The sequence below is a fragment of the Pseudomonas sp. Pseu.R1 genome, assembly GCF_045764065.1.
Lineage (GTDB): Bacteria > Pseudomonadota > Gammaproteobacteria > Pseudomonadales > Pseudomonadaceae > Aquipseudomonas.
Window position 1 is genome coordinate 3155236 of sequence record NZ_JBJGEE020000001.1, and the last position, 19236, is coordinate 3174471.

Consider the following 19236-nt stretch of genomic DNA (forward strand, 5'->3'; position numbering starts at 1 on the left):
AGATTCCATGTTGACTGATCAACCCCTTTCGCCAGCCGGCTCCCACAGAACCGGGGCCGATCCGTGTGGGAGCCGGCTTGCTGGCGAATGCGGCGTGTCAGGCCACTCATTAGTTACTGACACACCTCTTCGCGGGCAAGCGCGCTCCTACGGCCTTCGGCCAGAATCAAGTGCAGATCCGGGCTTAACCCAAAATCCCGCGCACAATGAAATACAGCAGCGAAGGCCCCAGCAAACAGCCCAGCCCGGTGTGAAAGGTTGCGGTCAACGCGCCATACGGCACCAACCGCCGATCCGTCGCCGCAAGGCCCGCTGTCACGCCGCTGACCGTACCTGCCAAGCCACCGAACACCATCGCTGAACGCGGGTTGTCCAGCGCCATCCAGCGTGCCGCCATGGGGGTGCCGACCATCACCAGAATCGCCTTGATCAGCCCAGTCGCAATCGACAACGCCATCACATCCGAACTCGCACCCAACGCCGCCCCAGTCACTGGCCCAACGATATACGTCACCGCGCCCGCACCGATGGTGGTGATGCTCACCGCATCGCGGTAGCCAAACGCATAGGCCACACAGCAACCGACGATGAACGGCAGCACAGTGCCCAGAAATAAAGAGAATGCGCCGATCAACCCGGCCTTTTTCGCCTCAGTGGCCTGCACCTCGAATGCCGTGGCCACGATCGCAAAGTCGCGCAGCATCGCACCGCCCATCAAACCAACACCGGAGAACAGCGCGAGGTCAGCGAGGCCTTTCTGGCCGCCGGTCATCACGCCACCGACCCACGCCAGTACCAGGCCGATCACGATGGCGATGGCCGAGCCGTGGATGCGTCCGAAGGTCAGATGCTTGGACAGCACCACGGAAATCCACATCACCACGCCGACGACAGCGAACGCCGTGATCAGGCCCTGACTGATGAGGTCTTTCTGAATGAGATCCCACATATCAGCGACCTCCTGCCGGTGCGGTGGTCGGCGCGATCACCGAGCTTTCGTGTTTAGGCTCGTGTTTGGGTTCCTCTGCGGGCAATGGCTCACCCTTGTTGATCCGACTGATCAACGCAATCGTGCAGCCGCAAACGACCACCGAACCAATGGCCGCGATCACTGCAATCGGGCCGCCTTTCAACGCCGTGACGACGTTCTGCTGCGCGGCCATGGCCACGACCACCGGAATGTACATCGCGCCCCAGAAGCCGACGCCCATTTCGCAACCCTGGCTCATGCCTCCGCGCTTTTGCATGTAGAGACGGGCGCAGATCAGCAGGATCATCGCGATCCCGACACCGCCCACGTTGGATTTGACTCCCAGCAGCACGCCGAGCAAGTCACCGAGAATCACCCCCGCGAGGGTGCAGATAGCGAGTAACGCAACGCCGTAGATAATCATTGTTTTGCCCTCAATCGTCGAAGTTGTTGTTTTTGTGTTCCTTCGAAAGCAGCAGCCGGTTCAGCCCGTTTATAGTTGGCGACGTTCCTCCTCTCGCGACAGCGCGCTCAGCGTATCCAGCCGGGCGCCCTGAAAGGCGACAGCCGATCCTTGTTCAAACACTCTTCTCGCCAATCCCGTCAAGACAGTGCCAGGCGGTAATTCGATCTGCAGACGCGCACCGCGCTCGTAGGCGGTTTGCACGGTGCTGCGCCAGTCGATGACCCGACACATGTTGAAGGCCAGGTCGTCGCGTAATTTGTCCGCGGTGAACAGCGGGCGAGCGGTGCTGCCGCTCAGGTATTTCAGCGTCGGCACTTGAATCGACACCTCTGCGAACGCCTGCGCCAGCGCCTGTGCGGATTCGCTCAACAGCTCGCAGTGAGAGGGCACGCTGACCGCCAAACGTTTCGCCGTCGCAGCGCCGTCGCCCTTTGCCAGTGATGCAACGTCAGCCATGGCCTGATCATTGCCCGCAATGACGAACTGGTTGTCCGCATTGATATTGGCCAGGTACACCGGGCTGCGCGGGCTGTGGACTTGCGCGACGAGACGTTCGACTACACCCTGATCCAGCCCGATCAACGCTGTCATGCCATAGCCCTGTGGATAAGCGCCCTGCATCAATTCACCCCGCAGAGCGACCAGCCGTACGGCGTCGGCGAAGCTCAAGGCACCTGCGATCACCGCTGCCGGGTAGGCACCAATCGACAGCCCTGCCACGTAATCCGGGGCATTGCCCCGCGCCATCAATAATCGCGAACAGGCGACGCCTGCGATCAGCAAACACAGCTGAACGCTGCGAGTGGACTGCAAGGACTCGGGGGAATCCAGATCCAGTACTTCTTCATTCAGCGCGTCGCTGGCTTCGCGTAGGCATTCGCCAATCAACGGATCGCTCGGCAGCGCGTGCAACATGTCCGCCTGCTGTGCGCCTTGGCCGGGAAACGCCCAAAAGCTGCTCATGCTGCGCACTCCTGGGCCAGCCACGGGTTGCTCACCAGTCGCGCGCCCTCGTCCGCTTTGAGCAATACCTGCCGCGCGGAACCCGCCCATTCGCGCAAAGCCACCGCCCCGAATGGAGTTTGCAGTTGCAGGTCAATGCGACAGGCCGCGCCGTCCAGCGCTTCGAGCAGTTCAACGGCCCGTTGGCGGCTGAAGAACGACTCGGCGCGCAAGATCAAATCCAGATCGCTGTCCTGATGCAGCACCTTGATGCCCGTCGCCAACTCAAAACCGGCGCTGCCCGCAATACCCCACGGCAAACTCACGGCATCCAGCATCGGACGTATCTGTTTCAGCGCACGCAACGCTGGCCACTCGGTGCCCAAGTTGTCCACAGCATCGACCAACTGCTCAGGTCGGACCTGCCGCGCGATGTCGGCCAGTTTCATCACCATCGCGAAGCGCTGATCCCGCGTGCGACCTCGAACCCCCACAGCTATGCAGCCCGCCGCTACCTGCGCCCGGCGCACTACCACTGGATGCCCAAGGCTGACCGCCTCGACCACCCACGCAGGCGCGTCGGCAGGCAAAGCGGCCACCGGCATGCCCCACAACAAATCGTGGGGCTGCACGGGCAGGTTGAGGCGCATTACCACTGCGCCCGCAACAGTTCGCGGACTTTCGAAGACGCCGCCCGGTTAGGCGCGCCCAGCCGCGAACTCAAATCGTTGCTGCCGCCTTGAACGTCTTTGATCGCCGCGATCAGGCACTCCTGAACCGCGCTGATATCCCCGGCAGCCGGTTGTTCGATCTGGCTCACCGAAAGGCTTTCCCAGAGCAGGCCCAGCCCCGCGTAGCTGTCGATGTCATAGGCCATCGGCGGGATGCTCGCGGCGAACTTTTCCAGTTCTTCGACACTGCGCAAGGTGACGCGGGCTGCCGAGGCTTTGCCCATCGCGTGCACCATCACACCCGGATCGCGAAGGGCGATCAAACGGTTGGCCTGGTAGCCATGAGCGAGAAACGCGCCGGACATTGCCTTACCCACCAGTAAGCCAATCACCGGATGCCCGGCCAGCCGCGCGCGAGCATACGCATCGACTGCCCCGGCCAGCGCCTGATGAATACCCAATGCCTCTTCGCGACGGCCATAGGCCTGGCTCGGCACGTCGATGATGGCTACCAATGCACGCTTTTGCGGGCTTTGCCGATCCAGTTCGATGGCGGCATCGACAGCTTTCGCCAGCCCCCAGCCTTCCAGCAAACCGACCTCGCCGTTCCGGGCGCGAGGGAAGCGGTTGCTTGAGTCAGCCACTACCGCGAGAAAACGCGCAGGCTGAGCGCCCAACTGGCCATCGGCAACTTTGACCGATGCGGGCAAACCCACCACGTGCGAAGCGCCAGCGCTCAGAGCATTGAACCAGTTCAAACCGCGGACGGACGCACTCATGGCTGTTCTCCTTTGTAGAGCGCGCGAACAGCAGCAGGCTCGATTTGTGAGGCGGTGTCCAGACCGGACAGCCGTTCCAGGAACACTCCGTACTGGCTGCTGCGTTCGTGTTCCGGTATGCCTTTTTGCAGCAGCGTTTCCACCTGCTGCGAAATGACAGCGATGTCGTCGGCGACGTAAGCGTCTACCAGACCGCTGGCGTAACGCTGCTCGCCCCCGGTCAGGCTCCAGATGAAAGGCCGGTCGCGGGAGTCATATTCTTCGATGCCTGCTTCCTGCTCGATCACCTGCGGGCCGTTCAGCCCGAGACGCGCCTCTTGAGTCACCACCAGATAGCTGCACAGCCCGGCGGCGATGGACATGCCGCCAAAGCAACCGACGCTGCCCGCCACCACGCCGATCACCGGCTGATAACGACGCAGATCGACAATGGCTGCATGAATTTCGGCAATCGCAGCAAGCCCCAGATTGGCCTCCTGCAAGCGCACGCCACCGGTTTCCAGCAACAGAACGGCTGCGGTCGGGATGCCTTTGCGGTTGTCTTCAGCCGCCAGCTCCAGTGCACCGGCCATTTTCGCGCCGCCGACTTCGCCCATGCTGCCGCCCTGAAAGGCCCCTTCAATGGCGCAGATCACCACCGGCTGACCACCGATCGAACCTTTGGCGACAACCACGCCGTCGTCGGCTTGCGGCACCACGCCCTGCTTCGCCAACCAAGGCGACGTAACGCGCGCAAAGGGATCGATCAGTTCGCGAAAGCTGCCTTCGTCGAGCAGTGCACGGGCACGTTGCCGAGCACCGAGTTCGACGAAGCTGTGTTGTTTGAGCAGACGGGCGCTGTCAGTCATGACCGATCTCCTCGAAACCTTGCTCCAGACGCAGGCGCACCACGCCGGGGGTCGCGCCGAAGTCGTGGATATCGATGCTCAGGGCAGGCGGCGTCTGACCGTCGAACATGCGCTCGAACAGGTGCTGCCAGCGCGCCGAACTGCCGTTCACTGACGTCAGCACTTGAATCGTCAACTTGCCCGGCAGGCCGGGTTCAAGCAGCACTTCCAGATCACCGGAACCCACACAGCCCACCAGCGCCCGCCCCAAAGGCGGTTGGCCCGCCGGGAATTCGAAAGACAGGGTTTCCATCACATAGTCCTCGTTTCAATGCCGAGCGCAGGCTCAAGGCAATCGATAAACAGGCAAGCGGCCAGCAAATCGGCAGCGCCTCCCGGAGATGCGTTCAGGCTCAGCAATTGCTGATCCAGCTCATGCAAGGCGCGACGACCGCTGAGGGTCGCACTGCCACCAGCGTCGAGCACACGTTGCGCGCCGAACTGCATGGTCTGCAGCCCGTGCTCGCCTGCGCGATACAGCACGCAGGTGTCGGAGAGCGTGGTCATGATTGCCAGCAAGGCATCGAGCCGAGCGTTCTGTTCACCATGCCCCGCTGTGCGGCTGCGCTGGAGTTGCGGCAAGCCGGTTTGCGTGACGGACGGAAAGCCCATCTGCGCCTGCTCTCTGGCGCCCATCGCGCCGAACTTGCGAGCGACCTGCGCGCCATGACTGTTGGTGGCAGGCTGCTGACGATCCTCGATCAACGCCAGACAACCCGCGCGCAGGCCCAAGCCCGCAGGTGACAGATCCTCTGGATCAAGCGCGGCTGCCGTGACCAGCAAACCCAGTGCCCAGATCGCGCCGCGATGGGTATTCACGTCGCCCGTGGTGCGCATCATGGCGGCCTCGCCTTCGCGACCGATCCGGCCAATCGCCTCTCTCAACGGCTGGTTGATTTCACCGATCTCAATGGCCACTTCGGCCATCTCTTTGAACGCAGGCCAGAGGGACAAGGCCGAGGCGTGCATCAGCCCCAGATGCAGGTCTTTGTGGGCGCCACTGCTGCGACGGTCCACCAGCGCGGGTTTGGGCGAGAGGTCAGCCTCGTCGATCAGCGCGTCCACCGCCAAATCTGCGAGCCGCTCGGCCAATGGCAGCGAACGTGATGCTTCGTTGAATGCAACGTTAAGTGCACGCATCACCAGCTCCTGAATTTCGCAGGCGGGTTGTACAAGCCTCCGGACCACTCCACCAATTCGGCAATGCTCTTGGCGGCCAGCAGTTCACGCGTGGCGTCGGTGCGGCGAATACCCAAATCTTCCGGCAGCGCGATCAAGCCTTCACGGCGCATGCGAGCGGTGTCTTTGGGGTTGTGGCGCAAGCCGATGGCCGTGACGCCTGCAACGGCGGCGATCATCGCCTGGCGCTCTTCCAGGCTGCGTGCTTTGTACAGATAGGCGATGCCTTCTTCAGTCAGCAGGTGAGTCACGTCGTCGCCGTAGACCATGATCGGCGCCAGCGGCATGCCGCTTTTCTTCGCCACCTCAATAGCGTCCAGCTTCTCAACGAAGGTCGGTTTGCCGCCCTCCTGAAAGGTTTCGACCATCTGCACCACCAGCTTTTTGCCCCGAGCCAGATAAGCGTCGGTATCGGGGGTTTGCTGACGCATATCGAGCCAGGCCGGGGTGCCATGACGACGACCGCGTGGGTCATGGCCCATGTTCGGCGCGCCGCCGAAACCGGCGAGACGACCCCGAGTCACGGTGGAGGAATGGCCATCACCGTCTACTTGCAGCGTGGCGCCGATGAACAGGTCCACCGCGTACTGCCCGGCCAATTGGCACATCATGCGGTTGGAGCGCATCGAGCCGTCGTGGCCGGTGAAGAACACATCCGGGCGCGCCGCGATGTAGTTCTCCATGCCCAATTCGGTGCCGAAGCAATGCACGCTTTCGACCCAGCCGCTTTCAATCGCAGGGATCAGGGTTGGGTGCGGGTTGAGCGTCCAGTTGCGGCAGATTTTGCCTTTAAGGCCCAGTGATTCGCCGTAGGTGGGCAGAATCAGCTCGATGGCGGCAGTGTTGAAGCCGATGCCGTGGTTCAGCGACTGAACGTTGTGTTTCTCGTAGATCCCGCGAATCGCCATCATCGCCATCAGCACGTGCACCGGCTTGATGTGACGCGGATCGCGGGTAAACAGCGGTTCGATGTAGAACGGCTTGTCGGCCACCACCACGAAATCGACCCACGACGCCGGAATGTCCACGCGCGGCAGATCGCTGACATCGTCCACCAATTGGTTGACCTGCACGATGACGATGCCATCGCTGAACGCGGCAGGTTCGATCAAGGCCGGGGTGTCTTCGGTACTGGCACCGGTGTAGATGTTGCCTGCGCGGTCGGCCATGAAACCGGCAGACAGCACGACGTTGGGAATCAGGTCGACCAACAGGCGGGAATACAGCTCGATGTAGGTGTGAATCGCACCGACTTCCAGCAGGCCGTCTTCCAGCAACTGGCTGATGCGCAGGCTTTGCGTACCGGCGAAGGAGAAATCGAGCTTGCGGGCGATGCCGCGTTCGAAGAGATCCAGATGCTCGGCGCGCCCGACGCTGGGCATGATCATGTGCAGGTCATGCAACTTGCCGGGGTCGGCCCTGACCAGCGAACGTGAAAGAAAATCCGCCTGTTTCTGGTTGTTGCCTTCCAGCACCACCCGGTCACCGGGCGCGATCAACGCCTCCAGCGCCGCGACGATCTTGTCGGTGGGCAGAACCACGCCATCGGCGAGGGAACGCACTTGCTCGAGCCGCCGCTGCTTTTCGCTGCGACGACGCGACCAGCGCGGGTCAAGGTTTGTTGTAGTCGTCATGCTGACTCCACGGGTTCGCTGTCGTGGGTCACCTTAGGAGGATGGCGGGGGTGTATCAATCAAGTAGCGGGCGGGATCGTTACGGTTGGAGTAATGATTTGCCAGAAAGTGGCTCCAATCCCCCGATCTGCCTGACACGACGCGGGTGTATGGTTTTGCTGCCGCTTCGCGCCAGATCGCGGGCAAGCGCCGCTCCTACGGGCTTCGCCCAGAATCAAAAGTCATGCGTCGACCCTCATCTGCATCAAAAGCCATGCGCGAACCCCGCAAGGCTCCACACTGAATCAAAAGCTACCCGACACCTGCACCACCCCCGCATCCACCAACCACTGTTCCAACGCCACCAGATCCGGAATCTTCGCCACCGTATCCCCCACCTGCACCGCCGCCAGTTCCAGCTCGGACAACGGCACATCGACATAACTGAGTTGGCTGTCGAGCTTGCAGGAGCGAGGAATACCCTGAGTCAGCAAGGCGATGAATTTCAGATCAGGCCGTCCACCCAACGCATTGAGCACGACGATCCGTGCCCGTCCGCCTACCCGCGCGCGGCCACCGCAGGCGGCTTCGAAGCTGAGTAACGGCAGGCTGCGATGCCGCCAGTCGATCGGCCCCAGATACCACTGAGGCGCAGCGGGATCGGCGATGCTGTCCTGGTAATCGATCAATTCAGCCACCGCCACGTTGGGCAGCAGCAGATGCCGGTCGCTCAAGGGGATGAGCAATCCGGTGAGGCTGGTCAGGCGTGCGGTCTGGCTGGTGGTGTCAGACATGGGCGTGACTCCAGTGGGCGATGCTCTCCAGCAAAGCCGCTTCCTGATACGGCTTGCTCATGTAGTCGTTCACGCCCAACGCCATGGCGCGGTCTCGGTGTTTCTGGCCCGAACGGGACGTAATCATGATGATCGGCAGGTGTTTGAGCGCTTCGTCTTCGCGGACTTTACTGGCGACCTCAAAGCCGTCCATGCGCGGCATCTCGATGTCCAGCAACATGACGTCGGGGGTGTGCTCCTGCAACAGGGCCATGGCGTCGACACCGTCCTTGGCCGTCAGCACGTTCATGCCGTTACGCTCCAGCAAGCGCCCGGTGACTTTGCGCACAGTGACCGAGTCGTCCACCACCATCACCAGCAATGGGCGGGTATGCTCGGCTTCGATATATGGCGTCGGCGCCTGCCCGGACACGTGCAAGGCGAGCCTCTGCGCGTGGTGGCGGCGAATGTGGGCAAACAGGTCCAGAATCAGCACGACGCTGCCGTCTCCCAAAATCGTAGCGCCGGTAATCCCCTGAACGCCTGAAAACTGCGGCCCGAGGTTCTTGACCACGATTTCCCGCGACCCCGCCAGCGCGTCCACCTGAACCGCTACCCACTGATCGTGAACGTGAACCAGCAACACGGGCAGCGGCTGGGTCTGCCCGATCAACTTGGGCGGCTGGCTGTTGTGCAACAGTTCGCCCAGATAGCGCAACTCATAGGTCCGGTCACTATATTGGTAGCGAGCGGGCGAAGACTGATAACAGGCCTCCAGTTCACTGGGCATGACCCGCACGATGCCTTCGACGCTGTTCAGCGGGACCGCGTATTGCTCATCGCCGCATTGCACCATCAAGGCCTGATTGACCGACACCGAAAACGGCAGGCGGATACGGAATCGCGCGCCTTGCCCGGCTTTCGAGTCGATGACCATCGAGCCGCCCAGCTCTTTGACCTCGGCGTGCACCACGTCCATGCCCACGCCGCGCCCGGAAATCTGGGTGATGGTTTCGGCAGTGGAAAACCCGGCCTGCAAGATGAATTGCAGCGTGTCGTGCTCGCTCAACTCTGCATCTGGCGCGATGAGACCGCGCTTGATCGCCTTGCGCCGCACGGCCTCGAAATCGACGCCCGCGCCGTCGTCGCTCATCTCGATGACGATATCGCCGCCTTCGTGGGCCAGGCTCAATGTGATATGCCCGACTTCGGGCTTGCCCGCCGCAAGGCGTTTTTCCGTGCTTTCCTGACCGTGATCCACCGCGTTTCGCAGCATGTGTTCCAAGGGCGCGACCATGCGCTCCAGCACGTTGCGGTCCATTTCGCCCTCGGCGTTGATCACGTCGAATCGGACCTTCTTGTTCAATTCGCCCGACACCTGCCGTACGATCCGACGCAAGCGCGGCACCATGCGCTCAAACGGCACCATGCGCGTGCGCATCAGGTTTTCCTGAAGCTCGGTGTTCACCCGCGCCTGTTGCTGCAACAGGGTTTCGGCGTCGTGAGCGCGGGTGTCGAGGGTTTCCTTGAGGTCCATCAGGTCCGAGGCCGATTCGAACAGGGCGCGCGAAAGCTGCTGCAACTGCGAATGGCGGTCCATTTCCAGTGGGTCAAATTCCTCATAACCCAGCCGCTCGGCCTGATGATCTCGGCTGAGAATCCGTCCTTGCGTTTCGATGTCCAGCCGACGCAACTGGTCGCGCATCCGCTCGATGGTGATTTCCATCTCGGCCAGCGTGGCTTGAGCATCGCTGACTTGCTGCTCGATACGCCCACGAAAGATCGAGGTTTCACCGGCCAGGTTCACCAGGTCTTCCAGTTGCTCGGCGGGCACCTTGACCATTTCGGGCCCTGCACGCTCGGCGTCGGGCTCGGGCGTGACAGGTGCCGACTCAACCGCTGGAGGCGGCGCAATGACGGGCTCTTCCAGCGGTTTGACCGCCGCCTCATGGATCGCTCCCGAGGCGGAATACTGAGCAATGCTGTCGATCAGCAGCGCCGGGTTGGGCAGCGGCTCATAGCCACGAACGGCATCGACCATGTCGGCAAGCATGTCATGGCCGCTTTGCAGCAAGCCGTTGAGCAGCGCGCCGTTTTTCAGCGCACCGGAGGAAAGCCCCTCGTACAGCGACTCCAGTTCATGAGCCAGATCGCCAATCGACGTGATTTCCACCATCCGCGCGCCACCCTTGAGGGTGTGCAGGTCGCGCAGCAGGTTTTCCACTTCCACGGTGTTCTGTGGCTCGGCCTGCCAGCGCACCAGCGCCGCGCTGGAACTTTCGATGATGTCGTCGGCTTCTTCGAGGAAGATTTCCAGCAGCTCGGGGTCGCGCTCGTCCAGCGGCTGGATCATCGAACCAACATTGCGCGGCTCGCTTTCCGGCACGGCTGCGAAACTGGATTGGCGGAACTCGCGGATTTCCTCGATCAACGCATCGGCGGTGGTCAGTTCGGCACGGTTTTGCAGTTGATCGAGCATGGCGGCCAACTGGTCGTGACTGCGCACCAACAACGCCGCGAGCGGAGACGAATACATACAGCGCCGGTCGATCAACGCCTCGTACAGCGATTCAAGCTCATGACCCAGATCGCCCACCGGGCCAATCTCCGCCATGCGCGCGCCACCTTTGAGGGTGTGCAGATCACGCTGAAGCGACGACAGTGGCATCGCGTTGTCCGGATCATCCAGCCAGCGCTGCAAGGCCTTGCCCGCGCCATCGAGGATATCGACGGCTTCTTCAAGGAAGATGTCGACGATCTCCTGATCGATATCGTCCCGCTCGACAGGCGCAACCTGGCTCTCAAGGGCTTCGGTCGCTTGATCCAGCTCGATGACACGGCTGGCCAATCCACCGTCGCGCTGCACGATACCCATCGCCGCAGGGTCCAAGGCCTCATCGAGCAGCTCTCGCAGCGCCTGAATGCGCTCGGGGCAGGCCTGAACCTCCTGACCGGCAGCCACCTGATCGAGCATGTTGATCAGTGCCTCGTGGGCGCTTTCTGCCTCATCGAAAAACCGCTCGCTGACCGCAAGACTGCTTTCTTCCACCGCGCCATAGAGGTCCAGCAGGGCTTCGCACAGCTCGTCCACCTGTGGCAGATCAGCCATGTGCGCGCCTTGGCCGAGCATGGTCAGTTCATCCAGCAGCGCGTTGAGCTCCTGCCGCTCGCCAGGGTGTTTGCGCCAACGGCTGAGCAGGGTTTCGGCGTCCAGCAGAATGTCCATGCCTTCGGCAAGAAAGCTGGCAATCAATTGCGGGTTACGACGACGGCGCAAACCGTGGCCATCCGCGTTGAGGGCTTCAGCCAGTTGCTGATCGAGCAACGCCCGAGCCATTTCGATCAACGCCGCAGCGCCCTCGATCGGCATCAGCGGGTCGATTTTCAGGTCCGCCAACCCCTGATGGAACAATGGCTCGGCTGAGCGCAACAGCTCGATTTCGGGCTGGCCGACACTCATCAGATTGGTCTTGTACTCGCGAATCAGCAGGTCCAGCGGCCCCGCCAGTTCCGCCATCGGCAGCACACCGGCCATGTAGGCACTGCCTTTCAAGGTGTGCATCGCGCGCAGCAAATCGTCGCTGAACGTGGGCGAGTCATCGTGCTGAACGGCGTCCAGATAGCGGTTCAGCGTGTCCAGATGCGTCAGGGCTTCCTGACGGAAAATCTCCAACAACTGCGGGTCGAAGCCTTCTTCCGGCTCCACAGGGTCGGGCGATGCAACCACTTGCACCTCCTCCTCTTCACCCTGCGCCAGCGCATGGGCACGGCCCGCCAACAGGTCGACATCGTCCCGCTGGCGCTGAACGTCTTCGGCAAAGTCACGAATCACATCCGGCAGCAGCGCCTGCATGTCTTTGAGCAGTTGCTGGACGCGTTCATCAGGCTCGACGCTGCGCTCCAGCACCCGGTTCAACAGGTTTTCTACCGCCCAGGCCAACTCACCCAGCACCAGCGCCCGCACCATGCGCCCGCTGCCTTTGAGGGTGTGAAATGCCCGGCGAATTTCGCCCAACGCGGAAAAATTCTGTGGATCACTCAGCCAGCGCGGCAGGTATTCGTGCAGGGCTTCGAGAACTTCGTCAGCCTCTTCGAGAAACACATCACGCAGGTCGTCATCGACCGCAGGCTCACTCTTCGGTGGCGGCAGCAGGCTGGCGGGAACGTGACGAGCCGGAGGGTTGACCGCCGAAACCGGGCTGGCCAGCACTTCAGCCAGGCTCTGACTTTCGACCGACGCAGGAGGCGTATCGTGCTGCGCTGCGTGGGCGATGACCTGATCGAGCATCGGCACCTCCACCTCATCGGTGACAGGCGAATACCCCAGCCTGGCCAGACTCTCCTGAGCCAGATCCAGCACACGCTCCCCTGGCGCTTCCGGGTCTTCGGCCATGCGCTCCAGGTAATACTCGATACCGATGATCACGTCGGCCAGATGATCGAGTTGCGACCAGCTCGGACGCCCCTGATCCTGCAACAGATGCTCGATGATGTATTCGTTGCATGCCGCCAACAGACCAGAGGCGCGGGTCAGCGGAATCATCGCCAACGCACCACGCACCTGTATCAGTTGCGCCGACAGCGGCGCCAGTCGCTGACGATCCAGATCGCCGACGATGTAATCGTCAATCACATCCTTGGCCTGCTGCAAAACGAGCCGCGCTTCCTTGATCACCAGTTGATGAATCTGGCTCAGGTCGGTGGTCGGCAAACGACTTTCTTCGGGGCTGCTCTGATCGACCGTCCCAGCCATGCCGGCCAGCGTCGCCTCGACATACAGCAGGGCACCCGCCACATCCATCAGGCTCGGATCACTCGGCTCCCGTTGCCCCTGAGCCATGCCCTGCACCACCGTGAGCTGGTCGATGATGACCTTGCGCGGCTGACCGAAACCCAGCACCGCCAGCGTGTCGGCGATTTGCCTCAGCGGCGGCAACAGCGCATTGAGTTCACTGACGTGCTGGCGGTCGCCCCGCACGAACACGTCCAGCCGCTCCTTGGTGCGCACCAGTTCGTCACACAATGCAATGATCACCGAACGCATCGCATCGCGGTCGGGCGCGGCCATTCGCGCACGCTCCTCATCGACCAGCGCGCGTTCGGGAAGGGCCTCGTCAAGACCGTATTGATCCTTCAAATCCATCATTTTCTGAGCCTGACTGTCAGATTTGGCGATGTAGAACAGCAGACTTTTCAGCAACTCATCGGGTGCTGGCTGATTGATCCCCGCGATCCCCTGCTCGAACAACCTTTTCAATTCCTTGTCCGCGTCCTTGAAGAGACTGCGCAAGGCCGGGCTGTTGGTGAAATTGCCACTCGCCATACCGTCCACCAGGGCGGAGGCGATGCGCCAGAGCGGTTCAAGGGGCGCATCCTTGCACAAGGTTTCGAGACGCGCGAAGACCCTGGTCATGTAATCGAGTTGTTTCTGCACGTCCTGCTCGCGCATAAGACCGACCAGCGCGGTTTGCAGGGTCTGGCGCCATTTGCGCAGTTTTCCGGGCAGTTCGGGGCTGTCGCGCTCGGCGAGGGCTTGCGTGTCGAGAGCGGGAACGGTCAGCAATTGCGGCGAGAACAGGCTGGTTTCCGAGAGCAGACTCTCGCCTCGGGCGCTGCGCAGATCGTTGAGCAGCGGCAGCACCACCAGCGGCAGGTCACGGCGGGCCGAGTGCACGCGCTCCAGATAAACGGGCAACTGGCTCATGGCCTGATGCAGCAACTGCACCGCCTCAGCCTCTTGCCCCACATGACCGCACTGCAACGCCAACGCCAGTTGTTCGATCTCTTCGGCGAACAAAGCAGCGCCATAGAACTCGATCATTTGCAGGCTGCCGTGCACCTGATGAATGAAGTCCAGACAGACTTCCATCGTCGACGGATCGTGAGGGCGCGAGACGTACGCATCCAGCGCCTGTCGGGCGTGTTTGAGCGTATCGGCGATTTCACCCTTGACCCACTCTAGGGCCACGTAGTCGTGACGGTCAGCCATGATGGCTCCAGTTGCCCAAGTCGTGAGGCCTGACGATCAATGCGTATCCCGCGATGCGGGCAGTGTAAAACCGGACACCGAGCGGCGCATCTCACTGGCCATTTTCGCCAGATTGCCCATGCTCTGCGCAGTGGCGGCGGTTCCCGAGGTGGTCTGCGTGGTGGTCTGCTGAATCACCTGCATCGTTGCGGAAATCTGCTGCCCCAACGCCGCCTGCTGCTGCGCCGCGTTGGTGATACTTTCGACCAGCGCCGCCAGCACTTTCGAAACCCCTTCGATTTCTTCCAGCGCCACCCCCGCATCCTGCGCCAGCCGCGCGCCGCGCACCACCTCGGAGGTGGTCTGCTCCATGGAGATTACCGCTTCATTGGTGTCATTTTGAATCGCGCGGACCAACGTCTCGATCTGCTTGGTGGCTGAAGACGAACGCTCGGCCAGACGCTGGACTTCATCCGCAACCACCGCGAAGCCACGTCCGGCATCGCCCGCCATCGACGCCTGAATCGCAGCGTTAAGCGCCAGAATGTTGGTTTGATCGGCAATGTCATCGATCAGGCTGACAATATCGCCGATTTCCTGCGAAGACTCGCCAAGGCGTTTGATGCGCTTGGAGGTGTCCTGAATCTGCTCGCGAATGTTGTCCATGCCATGGATGGTGTTGTGCACCACCTCGTTACCCTTGTTGGCGATGGCCACGGAACGCTCGGCCACCGCGACGGATTCCGAGGCATTGGCCGAAACCTGCTCGACAGAGCGGGACATGTCATTCACCGCCGTGGACGCGGCAGCGATTTGCAACGCCTGATGCTCGGAGGCCGCCGCCAGTTGCGTCGCCGTGGTCTGGGTGTCCTTCACCGCGCCGAAGACCTGCTCGGCAGTGAGGTTGATGGTCGCCACCAGTTCACGCAGTTGATCGATGGAATAGTTGATGGAGTCTGCAATCGCCCCGGTGAAGTCTTCGGTCACAGACGCGGCCACGGTCAAATCGCCGTCGGCCAGGTCTTCGATTTCATCGAGCAAACGCATGATCGCAGTCTGGTTGCGGTCGTTCTTTTCGGCGGTCTCACGCAGTTGACGGTTGGTCTCGCGAACCATGACCAAGCCGATCAGGATGATCGACATCAAGGCCAGCAGACCCAGTACGTAACCCCCATAACTGTTGGTCGCCCGACCGCCGGCCATGTGCTCGAAGCTGTTTGCCAGCACCGAGGCTTCATCGAGCAGGGTCTGGGACAGGGTGAAGATATTCCCGGACGCCTCTCGCACTTCGAGCAACTCCGGCGATGTTTCCAGAATTTCGTCGACCGATCCCGACACAAACTGGAACAGTTCGGCAATTTCAGCCAATCGCGCGCGCGCATCCCGATCCTCGACCTGAGCGATTTTCAGGGTCGCGTTACCTTCGAGCATGCCGTTCAGTACACGCCCGAACTGGCTCGCGTCGCGACCAAAGCCATCGGCGGCCTGAACGGCAGACTCATCCCCGGACAACACGGTGTTCACAGCACCGAGAATTCGCTCGGCGAGCAAAGACTGACGTTGCGCCAATGCCACCTGACTGGCGGGAGCACGATTCTGCAGAAGGATATCGACGACTTTTTCCGACTCGATCTGCAACTGCGGAATGGTCTCGGCCAACGTCGCAGCGACCTGATGCAGTGACAACACCGTTTGTTCGCGGGAAAGAATCACATCGGTGCTTTTCCGCAGATTTTCCCAGTCGTTCTGCACCGCTTTCAGCTCATCCGCCACTTCAGCCGGTGCCGCAGGCAGACCGGTGTTTTTATCGCCTTTCTTCAAATACTGCCAACGGGTGTCGAAATCGTTGCGCGCATCGGCCAGCAACTTGAATGCGGCGGCCTTGCCAGCAGCAGCTTCAGTGGCGTTTTTGGCGATCCGTTGGGACAGCACGCGCAACTCGCCCGCGTGGCCTATGTACTGTTTGTCGTAGTTGGACTGGGTGCTCAGATACGCGAAGTTGACGAACAACAGCATGATCAACACGATCAGGCCGATGAACAGTGCAACGATCTGCGAGCGGCTGCGCAGACCTTCCAGAGACTTGCCGGTTTTACTCATTGCTCAGGGCTCCGCCTGAAGATCGGTGTGTTTGACTCACAGAATTCGCGGCAGGCCTGGTATTGAAGTATTGACGAGAGCCGCTGTGCCGACGAATACCACACAGACCCTCTTGACCTTGATTAAAGGGCGACATTCATAAAACCCGGGGACTGCACCAGACTTCGGGGGCTGAACACCCGCCAGGCCTGCTCACGCAGGAAACAGCCCTGAATATACGGGGCGATATCGGGATCGCTTTCACCCGACGGTTCGGGCATCAGACTCCGCTCGCTGAAATGCTGCATGCCCAGCACCTCATCCACCAGCAGCCCGACGAAGACATCCTGATCGTCAATCACCAATACGCGACGTTGCTTGCGCTGAGGGGAGAGTTCGTGGCCGAAAAACGCGTACACGTCCATGATCGGCAACAGGCGCCCACGCAGGTTAGCAATACCCTTGACCCAGTGTTTGACGCCCGGCATCACGGCATAGCGCGGTTCGTGAAGAATTTCGTCGACCTCGCCCATGGGCGCAACGTAGTAACGCTCACCCATGCGAAAACCGATGCCGCTCCAGCCTTGCTGCCGGGTTTCCTGCAAGGGCAAGCCGGCAGCCAGCGAGCGGCAGCGCTGGTCGATGTCGAGCAGCAGTTGAAAGGCGGTTTGCGACCGGGCCATGAACGCGGGCCAGGCTTCAGCCCGCCAGAACCGCGTTCAGGGTTTTCAAGAGGGTTTCTTCGTCCACCGGCTTGGTCAGGTAATCCCGGGCGCCCTGGCGCTTGCCCCAGACCTTGTCGGTTTCCTGATCCTTGGTGGTGATCATGATCACCGGAATGGCACTGGTGTCTGCATCCTTGGTGAGCTGACGAGTCGCCTGAAAACCGTTGAGGCCCGGCATGACGATGTCCATCAGCACGGCATCGGGCTTTTCCTGACGCGCCAGCGCCACGCCGTCAGCGCCGTTTTCAGCCTTGAGGACCTGATGGCCGTGTTTTTCCAGCATCCCGGTCAGCTTGTACATCTCAGTCGGCGAGTCATCGACGATCAGAATTCGAGCCATGGTGCTTCCCTATAGAAACAGCCGTCCCCGCGCAAGGGCCCGGCATCAAGATAGTTGTTGTTCTACTGCAACGAACTCAGGCACGTGGGCCTTGATCGTACTGAGCAGCTCTTCCTTGCTGAACGGCTTGGTCAAAAACTGATCAGAACCGACGATACGCCCCTTGGCCTTATCGAATAGCCCATCCCTGGAGGACAACATGATCACCGGGGTGGATTTGAACGCCCGGTTGTTCTTGATCAACGCACACGTCTGATACCCGTCCAGCCTGGGCATCATGATGTCGACAAAAATGATTCTCGGATGATTATCAGCGATCTTCGCCAGCGCATCGAAGCCGTCCACCGCGGTGATCACCTCACAGCCGACGTTTTGCAACAAGGTCTCGGCGGTGCGACGAATCGTTCGCGAGTCATCGATAACCATGACCTTCAATGGGGCTGAATGCTGTTCCATATCTGCTCTACCATCGCCGCGGCGATTCAGATGGGTTGCCTTCGGCCGTCTGGTGTTGTTCGAAATCGCTGAACCCCCATCTAGAGGGGTATAGGACAACTGGCCTCACGCCAGATGCCGAGCCTTTTTAGCACACTCTAAAGACGCAATCCATAAAGCATATACGCCACGCTTGCCCCTTGACCCGAAGCCTGCGCGGCGCCACCCTGACGCGTATTTTCAGGCCCGCAAAGGCCATTACCGAACAGAGGATATTACCCATGAGCGTTCGCGTTGGCATTGTCATGGACCCTATCGAGCGCATCTCCTATAAGAAGGACAGCTCGCTGGCCATGCTTCTCGCAGCGCAAGCGCGCGGCTGGTCGCTGTTTTACATGGAGCAGCAGGATCTGTATCAGGCCAAGGGCCAGGCCCGCGCCCGTATGAAACCGCTGAAAGTCTTCGCCAATCCCGAGAAGTGGTTCGAATTCGAAGCCGAAATCGACAGCGGCCTGGACGATCTGGACGTGATCCTGATGCGCAAGGATCCGCCGTTCGACATGGATTTCATCTACACCACCTATCTATTGGAGCAGGCCGAACGCGCTGGCACGCTGATCGTGAACAAGCCGCAAAGCCTGCGCGACTGCAACGAAAAGCTGTTCGCCACCCTGTTTCCGCACTGCACCCCGCCAACGCTGGTTAGTCGCCGGGCAGACATTCTGCGCGCCTTCGCGGCAGAGCATGGGGACGTGATCTACAAACCGCTGGACGGCATGGGCGGCACCTCGATCTTCCGCCACCGCGCCGAAGACCCGAACCTGTCGGTGATTCTGGAAACCCTGACCGTCAACGGCGCGCACCAGATCATGGCACAGGCCTACCTGCCCGCGATCAAGGATGGCGACAAACGCATTCTGATGATCGACGGCGAGCCAGTGCCATATTGCCTGGCGCGCATTCCGGCTGCTGGCGAAACCCGTGGCAACCTGGCCGCAGGTGGTCGTGGCGAAGCGCGCCCCCTGACCGACCGTGACCGCTGGATCGCCGCTGAAGTCGGCCCGAGGCTGCGCGAGAAGGGCCTGCTGTTCGTCGGCCTGGACGTGATTGGCGAGAACCTGACCGAAATCAACGTCACCAGCCCGACCTGCATCCGCGAGATCGACAATGCATTCGGCACTGACATCGGCGGGATGTTGATGGATGCGATCGAGAAGAAACTAGAAGCCCGCTAATACTCCCACAGGGTGTGCGCATTACCCTGTGGGAGCGAATTCATTCTGGGCGGCATCCCGACGATTGGGGCGTCACATCCGATAAATGTCTATCGGCTGTACTGGCGTCTCGCGAATGAATTCGCTCCTACAGGTGTCATGCGTCGACTGGCCTATCCACACATCGGCCAACCC

The 19236-nt window shown here is 61.2% G+C and carries 16 protein-coding genes; 1 reads left to right on the forward strand and 15 read right to left on the reverse strand.

Annotation, left to right across the window (positions count from 1 at the left end):
• Positions 1–184 precede the first annotated feature (184 nt).
• The 15 genes from madM to pilG form a co-directional block, all read right to left on the reverse strand.
• Positions 185–949, reverse strand: a complete 765-nt coding sequence (gene madM / locus ACI5GA_RS14635; RefSeq protein WP_404636686.1) for a malonate transporter subunit MadM — start codon at positions 947–949, stop codon at positions 185–187.
• A 1-nt stretch (position 950) separates the two neighbouring features.
• Entirely contained in the window at positions 951–1394 is a 444-nt protein-coding gene (gene madL / locus ACI5GA_RS14640; protein WP_404636687.1) for a malonate transporter subunit MadL, read from the reverse strand.
• A gap of 69 nt (positions 1395–1463) precedes the next feature.
• Complete coding sequence (mdcH, locus tag ACI5GA_RS14645) at positions 1464–2399, reverse strand: malonate decarboxylase subunit epsilon (protein ID WP_421423090.1); 936 nt, start codon at positions 2397–2399, stop codon at positions 1464–1466.
• Positions 2396–3034 (reverse strand): malonate decarboxylase holo-ACP synthase, encoded by a 639-nt coding sequence (locus ACI5GA_RS14650; protein ID WP_421423092.1) that lies wholly within the window; start codon positions 3032–3034, stop codon positions 2396–2398. Before ACI5GA_RS14650 ends, mdcH begins: the two co-directional genes overlap by 4 nt.
• Positions 3028–3828, reverse strand: a complete 801-nt coding sequence (gene mdcE / locus ACI5GA_RS14655; RefSeq protein WP_421423094.1) for a biotin-independent malonate decarboxylase subunit gamma — start codon at positions 3826–3828, stop codon at positions 3028–3030. The genes ACI5GA_RS14650 and mdcE overlap by 7 nt, the downstream gene beginning before the upstream one ends.
• Positions 3825–4676 carry a biotin-independent malonate decarboxylase subunit beta gene (locus ACI5GA_RS14660; protein ID WP_421423096.1) on the reverse strand — a complete coding sequence of 284 codons (852 nt, stop codon included), beginning with the start codon at positions 4674–4676 and terminating at the stop codon, positions 3825–3827. Before ACI5GA_RS14660 ends, mdcE begins: the two co-directional genes overlap by 4 nt.
• Positions 4669–4968, reverse strand: a complete 300-nt coding sequence (locus ACI5GA_RS14665; RefSeq protein WP_421423098.1) for a malonate decarboxylase subunit delta — start codon at positions 4966–4968, stop codon at positions 4669–4671. The genes ACI5GA_RS14660 and ACI5GA_RS14665 overlap by 8 nt, the downstream gene beginning before the upstream one ends.
• On the reverse strand, positions 4968–5855 hold the full coding sequence (locus ACI5GA_RS14670) for a triphosphoribosyl-dephospho-CoA synthase (RefSeq protein WP_421423100.1): 888 nt from the start codon (positions 5853–5855) through the stop codon (positions 4968–4970). Before ACI5GA_RS14670 ends, ACI5GA_RS14665 begins: the two co-directional genes overlap by 1 nt.
• On the reverse strand, positions 5855–7528 hold the full coding sequence (gene mdcA, locus ACI5GA_RS14675; protein WP_421423102.1) for a malonate decarboxylase subunit alpha: 1674 nt from the start codon (positions 7526–7528) through the stop codon (positions 5855–5857). Before mdcA ends, ACI5GA_RS14670 begins: the two co-directional genes overlap by 1 nt.
• Positions 7529–7812: 284 nt before the next feature.
• Positions 7813–8301: a chemotaxis protein CheW gene (locus ACI5GA_RS14680; protein WP_421423105.1), complete on the reverse strand. Its 489-nt coding sequence runs from the start codon at positions 8299–8301 to the stop codon at positions 7813–7815.
• Positions 8294–14269 (reverse strand): Hpt domain-containing protein, encoded by a 5976-nt coding sequence (locus ACI5GA_RS14685; RefSeq protein ID WP_421423107.1) that lies wholly within the window; start codon positions 14267–14269, stop codon positions 8294–8296. Before ACI5GA_RS14685 ends, ACI5GA_RS14680 begins: the two co-directional genes overlap by 8 nt.
• Before the next feature lie 36 nt (positions 14270–14305).
• Complete coding sequence (locus ACI5GA_RS14690; protein WP_421423109.1) at positions 14306–16348, reverse strand: methyl-accepting chemotaxis protein; 2043 nt, start codon at positions 16346–16348, stop codon at positions 14306–14308.
• Positions 16349–16470: 122 nt separating this feature from the next.
• Entirely contained in the window at positions 16471–17010 is a 540-nt protein-coding gene (locus tag ACI5GA_RS14695; protein WP_404636698.1) for a chemotaxis protein CheW, read from the reverse strand.
• 16 nt (positions 17011–17026) lie between these two features.
• The gene (pilH, locus tag ACI5GA_RS14700; protein WP_404636699.1) at positions 17027–17392 is read right to left on the reverse strand and encodes a twitching motility response regulator PilH; all 366 of its coding nucleotides are present in this window, start codon (positions 17390–17392) and stop codon (positions 17027–17029) included.
• Positions 17393–17437: 45 nt separating this feature from the next.
• On the reverse strand, positions 17438–17848 hold the full coding sequence (pilG, locus tag ACI5GA_RS14705) for a twitching motility response regulator PilG (RefSeq protein WP_404636700.1): 411 nt from the start codon (positions 17846–17848) through the stop codon (positions 17438–17440).
• Positions 17849–18108: 260 nt separating this feature from the next.
• Here pilG and gshB point away from each other — a divergent pair, with 260 nt between their 5' ends.
• Entirely contained in the window at positions 18109–19062 is a 954-nt protein-coding gene (gshB, locus tag ACI5GA_RS14710) for a glutathione synthase (RefSeq protein WP_421423112.1), read from the forward strand.
• Positions 19063–19236 lie beyond the last annotated feature (174 nt).

Bases quoted from the DNA above. Each gene is read 5' to 3' on its own strand.
- madM (WP_404636686.1), bottom strand. From the start codon at position 949: ATGTGGGATCTCATTCAGAAAGACCTCATCAGTCAGGGCCTGATCACG.
- madL (WP_404636687.1), bottom strand. From the start codon at position 1,394: ATGATTATCTACGGCGTTGCGTTACTCGCTATCTGCACCCTCGCGGGG.
- mdcH (WP_421423090.1), bottom strand. From the start codon at position 2,399: ATGAGCAGCTTTTGGGCGTTTCCCGGCCAAGGCGCACAGCAGGCGGAC.
- mdcE (WP_421423094.1), bottom strand. From the start codon at position 3,828: ATGAGTGCGTCCGTCCGCGGTTTGAACTGGTTCAATGCTCTGAGCGCT.
- ACI5GA_RS14660 (WP_421423096.1), bottom strand. From the start codon at position 4,676: ATGACTGACAGCGCCCGTCTGCTCAAACAACACAGCTTCGTCGAACTC.
- ACI5GA_RS14665 (WP_421423098.1), bottom strand. From the start codon at position 4,968: ATGGAAACCCTGTCTTTCGAATTCCCGGCGGGCCAACCGCCTTTGGGG.
- ACI5GA_RS14670 (WP_421423100.1), bottom strand. From the start codon at position 5,855: ATGCGTGCACTTAACGTTGCATTCAACGAAGCATCACGTTCGCTGCCA.
- mdcA (WP_421423102.1), bottom strand. From the start codon at position 7,528: ATGACGACTACAACAAACCTTGACCCGCGCTGGTCGCGTCGTCGCAGC.
- ACI5GA_RS14680 (WP_421423105.1), bottom strand. From the start codon at position 8,301: ATGTCTGACACCACCAGCCAGACCGCACGCCTGACCAGCCTCACCGGA.
- ACI5GA_RS14685 (WP_421423107.1), bottom strand. From the start codon at position 14,269: ATGGCTGACCGTCACGACTACGTGGCCCTAGAGTGGGTCAAGGGTGAA.
- ACI5GA_RS14690 (WP_421423109.1), bottom strand. From the start codon at position 16,348: ATGAGTAAAACCGGCAAGTCTCTGGAAGGTCTGCGCAGCCGCTCGCAG.
- ACI5GA_RS14695 (WP_404636698.1), bottom strand. From the start codon at position 17,010: ATGGCCCGGTCGCAAACCGCCTTTCAACTGCTGCTCGACATCGACCAG.
- pilH (WP_404636699.1), bottom strand. From the start codon at position 17,392: ATGGCTCGAATTCTGATCGTCGATGACTCGCCGACTGAGATGTACAAG.
- pilG (WP_404636700.1), bottom strand. From the start codon at position 17,848: ATGGAACAGCATTCAGCCCCATTGAAGGTCATGGTTATCGATGACTCG.
- gshB (WP_421423112.1), top strand. From the start codon at position 18,109: ATGAGCGTTCGCGTTGGCATTGTCATGGACCCTATCGAGCGCATCTCC.